General features: G+C 63.5%; 1 protein-coding gene and 1 pseudogene. Both read left to right on the top strand.

Annotation, left to right across the window (positions count from 1 at the left end; genetic code table 11):
- Positions 1-707: DNA polymerase (locus U1769_RS25410; RefSeq protein ID WP_332720931.1), on the top strand; the 707-nt coding region annotated here is incomplete at its 5' end.
- Positions 704-1,066, top strand: a pseudogene (locus U1769_RS25405) (lipopolysaccharide biosynthesis protein); the annotation flags it as partial. The gene U1769_RS25410 and the pseudogene U1769_RS25405, both read left to right, overlap by 4 nt.

Genomic DNA, 1,066 nt, shown 5'->3' with positions numbered 1-1,066 from the left:
CCGAGCCGGGAAATGTCATCCTGGCAGCGGATTATTCACAGATTGAATTACGGCTGGCAGCGCATATCGCAGACGTGCCAGCGCTGCGTACTGCATTCGAGAATGGCGACGACATCCACAGCATGACCGCGATGGAGCTGTTCGGCGAGGTCAACCGCGACACGCGCGGGCGGGCGAAGACGATCAATTTCGCGATCCTTTACGGCATTTCGCGGTGGGGGCTGGCCGGTCGGCTCGACGTAACGGCGGACGAGGCGCAGGACATGATCAACCGCTATTTCGAGCGGTTTCCGGGCATCAACAATTACATCGTCTCGACGATCGAGGAGGTCCGCGCCAAGGGTTACACCACGACTTTGTTCGGGCGGAAAACGCATTTCTCGCGGATCAAGTCGAGCGTTCAGCATGAGCGGCAGGGAGCCGAGCGCGCGGCGATCAACGCACCGATCCAGGGGACCAGCGCCGACATTATCAAGCGCGCGATGGTGCGGATGGGTCCAGCGTTGCTCGACGCGGGGCTGCCCGAGGTCCGCATGCTGATGCAGGTGCATGACGAACTGGTGTTCGAATTGCCCGAACGCGATGTCGAGGCCGCAACGCCCGTGATCCGCCGGGTGATGGAGACGGCAGCGGAACCGGCGGTGACACTGACTGTGCCGCTCGGCGTCGAGATTGGCACGGGTGCGAGCTGGGGCGCGGCGCATTGACGGCTGAGGCGCGCCCCGCCGCTTCTGCCGCCGCATCGGACGACATTGCCGCGCTGGCAAAGGGTGGGCGGACGAATATTTTCGGCTTTTTCCTGCGACTGCTCGCCCGGCTGCCATTCCTGTTCATCGCAGGACGGCTGTACGGCCCGGAGATCGTCGGGCGGTTTGCGCTCGCTGTTGTCGTGATCGAGCTGGCGGCATTGCTTGCGACACTGGGGCTGAAGCGCGGACTGGCGCAAGCCCTGGCCGACACCGACCGACCGCACGCGCATGTCGTGTGGGACGGGATGGTCGTCGCATTCGTCGTATCGATGGTCGCGAGCGCACTGCTTTTCGCATTTCCGCAGATCATGTACGCA

The sequence above is a fragment of the Parasphingomonas zepuensis genome, from assembly GCF_036663735.1.
Taxonomy (GTDB): Bacteria; Pseudomonadota; Alphaproteobacteria; order Sphingomonadales; family Sphingomonadaceae; genus Sphingomonas.
Note: the sequence above shows the minus strand (reverse complement) of the source record. Positions and strands in the feature narration are given on the sequence as shown.